This is a genomic window from Pseudomonas sp. P5_A12 (assembly GCF_056400685.1).
The window spans coordinates 1-3,213 of record NZ_JBFUKU010000441.1 but is presented as its reverse complement, the minus strand read 5'-3'; the positions used below and the strand labels follow the sequence as shown (position 1 = coordinate 3,213).

Below are 3,213 nucleotides of genomic sequence, written 5' to 3'. Positions count from 1 at the left end.
AACTGAGGGTGCTCTAGCTTGAAGCGGCAACTAAAAAGTTTATTTGAGACGACACGAAACCATTTGAGATGCAGAGCAGAGTTAGGGAGGCAGCATTGAGAGTGGGTGTGCAATTGAGCATAGGGTTTTCCTTTATTTTTTTTATTGAAGCCTTTAGCAGGGCAAAGCAAACGCCAATCAAAATGTACGAACCAGTTAACGCAGTCAATAGACTGTAAACAGCCTTCCGCTAATTTTGTGGCTTTCAGCAACTCAAAAAGCGAGATAAAAAATCCATAACACATTGAATACAAAAGAAATAAAGTCTTCTCCCCATCAAGGCATTTGACACCGAAAACACATACGACCTCACAAAAATCGTGCGATTATCGATTGATTGCTTCCGCCCGCCTCCAGGCCACACTCACCGGTGTAGCCACTTGCAGCTTCCAGTGTGTACTTCGCCGAGAAACTGAGCTTCCTGCGGCGCAGCAACGTCACGCCCAGCGCCAGTACATCGGTGTCGTCCACGGGCTTGACGCGGGCTCGCCGTTGAACAGGTATTCAAGGGTGTAGATGCGCATGATGGAGCCCTCGTAATGGGACCCGAGCCAGGGGATCCATAAAGTTTCGGCAGGCTGTAACCKTACTCAGAGCGTACATCGCTGCGATGACGCAACGGCTGACACTGATTCGCGGAACGGAACGGGTAACGAAGGTGTCCTTTGTATTAGATACCTTGGTGTCGCAATCCAGTTGAGATAAAAGGTGGTGTTATGAACAGTATTATCTACATCGTCGGGGCAGTTGTGATCGTTCTTTTTATTCTTTCGTTTGTCGGTATTGTTTAGCCTTGGCTGCCAGGCACGTCACTGAATCATTTAGTTTGGCGCTGACGGCATTTGAAGTGCAAAAGCGCGTTACCGAAGATTCAGGGACGTTGCTCCGCAGTTGAGTCGACGAAAGGATGAGCAGCTTTTTCAACGCTTACAGCGTTGGGAAGTGCCTACCATTGTCCTTAGGGTTATCGACCCGCAAAACACGATACGCACCCAGCGCATGATTTTTACCAGGCAAGACAATCCTGATCCAGCAAATCTGCAGGTACTTTGCCGCCGCTGCGGCTAGAGGCTTAAATAGCGTCTAGCTTCGTAGCCGCGTCCAACGTCCGCCCTTGGTCGGGAGCTGACACAATGAGCAGCGCAGCACTGGCCCACCGTAAACCACGAAGGCAGAACCCCCGATTGAACATCGATACCCGAATCAAATTCCGTCATCTGGTGTGTTTTCTCGAAGTGGCACGCCAGGGCAGCCTGGCCCGCGCTTGCGACAAGTTGGCCATCAGCCAGCCGGCGCTTTCCAAGACGCTGAAAGAACTGGAGTCGCTGCTGGATGCCACACTGTTTGAACGGGGTAAAAAGGGCTCGACACTGACCGAGGCCGGCGTGGCCTTTTTGCGATATGCAGGGCCGAGCGTGCAATCGCTGCGCGAAGGCGTCAACAGTTTGCGCTCCGGGGTGCATGAGCCCATCACCGTGCAGCTCGGTGTGCTGTCCACCGTCGAAAGTCTGTTGGTGCCTGAAATTGTCTGCCGCTTACACGACCGACACCCCGCCTTGGTGGTCAGTGTCGTGACGGGACCAAGTGCCTATTTGCTGTCACAGCTGCGTGTCGGTGAACTGGACCTGGTGGTGGGCAGGATGACCGATAGCCCATTGATTCTCGGGCTGGCGTTCGAACACCTCTATAGCGAATCAATGACCCTGGTGGTCCGGGCTGGCCACCCGGTTCTCGCCGAACCACTGGGGCATAAAAACCTCGAAGACTATCCGCTGGTCTTGCCGTTGGCGGGGACGACGATCCGAAAGTTCGCAGACAGCCTGTTTGTGCAGCACGGGATCACCCCATCGCGCCAACGCCTGGAAACCCTGTCGTTAGCCCTGAGTCGGCGCTACGTGCAATGCAGTCAGGCCATCTGGGTCGCCCCATTTGACGCCGTCAGACAGGACTTGAGGCAAGGTGATCTGGTGGAGCTGGATCTGGTGATGCGTGAACCGGGCGGTTCTGTGGGGTTATGCACCAATCCCGCGTTGCCGGTGACAACCGCGGCGCAGTGGTGCGTGGACGCGCTGCGTGAGGTCGGCCAAGAATATCGTGAGGGAAAACATCCATAACCGTTTGGACATGGATCAAGTCGTTTTTTTCAATTTTKGGTTGGGTCGTCCGGGAGGACACTGGCTACACGTCGCTGCCAACGCAGTGCCTGCCTCCGTCCAACCATAACAACAGGAAAAACGACATGTCTGATGCGCACGACAGCCGCTTCGTCATTCGTGACCGTAATTGGCATCCCAAAGCCCTGACCCCTGACTACAAGACTTCAATCCTGCGGTCCCCCCGCCAGGCACTGGTGAGCATCCCCCAGTCATTATCCGAATCCAGCGGCCCGGATTTTTCTCATCTGAAGAGGGGTCAGCACGATAACGACCTGCTGTTGAATTTCAATCACGGCGGCCTTCCAATTGGCGAGCGCATCATCGTCGCGGGTCGAGTGTGTGATCAGTACGGCAAGCCAATTCCCCACACCTTGGTGGAGATGTGGCAGGCCAATGCCGGTGGTCGCTACCGGCATAAAAAAGACAGTTACCTGGCCCCCCTTGACCCCAATTTCGGTGGCGTGGGCCGTGCGTTGACTGACCGCGATGGCAACTACAGCTTCCGCACGGTCAAACCCGGCCCCTACCCATGGCGCAACGGTCCCAACGATTGGCGACCGGCCCATATCCATGTCTCCATCAGTGGCCCGTCAATTGCCACGCGTTTGATTACTCAGTTGTATTTCGAAGGTGATCCGCTCATCCCGATGTGCCCGATCGTCAAGTCGATCTCGAATCAGGAAGCGGTGCAGAGTCTGATCGCCAAACTGGATATGAGCATGGCCAATCCTATGGATTGCCTGGCTTATCGTTTTGATATCGTCCTGCGCGGTCAGCGCAAGACCCACTTCGAAAACCGCTGAGGAGGCCTGCGTATGCCCGTTCAACTTCTGCCTGAAACCCCGTCGCAAACCGCCGGCCCCTATGTTCATATCGGCTTGGCGCTGGAGGCTGCCGGCAATCTTCCGCGCGAGCAGGAAATCTGGAACGCCATGGCCAAGCCTGACGCGCCAGGTGAGCACATTGTAGTGATGGGCCACGTTTATGGAGCACATTGTAGTGATGGGCCACGTTTATG

Annotated in this window: 3 protein-coding genes and 1 pseudogene; 3 read left to right on the top strand and 1 reads right to left on the bottom strand. The window is 54.9% G+C overall.

The annotated features are described in order from the left end of the window. Positions 1-348: 348 nt before the first annotated feature. On the bottom strand, positions 349-510 hold the full coding sequence (locus tag AC1DSG_RS29520; RefSeq protein WP_477794028.1) for a hypothetical protein: 162 nt from the start codon (positions 508-510) through the stop codon (positions 349-351). Positions 511-1,223: 713 nt separating this feature from the next. Here AC1DSG_RS29520 and pcaQ point away from each other — a divergent pair. The 3 genes and pseudogenes from pcaQ to AC1DSG_RS29505 all read left to right on the top strand — a co-directional run. Beyond that, on the top strand, positions 1,224-2,153 hold the full coding sequence (gene pcaQ, locus AC1DSG_RS29515) for a pca operon transcription factor PcaQ (RefSeq protein WP_477794029.1): 930 nt from the start codon (positions 1,224-1,226) through the stop codon (positions 2,151-2,153). Positions 2,154-2,278: 125 nt separating this feature from the next. Beyond that, positions 2,279-2,998 (top strand): protocatechuate 3,4-dioxygenase subunit beta, encoded by a 720-nt coding sequence (pcaH, locus tag AC1DSG_RS29510; RefSeq protein WP_477794027.1) that lies wholly within the window; start codon positions 2,279-2,281, stop codon positions 2,996-2,998. A gap of 12 nt (positions 2,999-3,010) precedes the next feature. Further along, positions 3,011-3,213 (top strand): annotated as a pseudogene (locus AC1DSG_RS29505) (hypothetical protein); the annotation flags it as partial.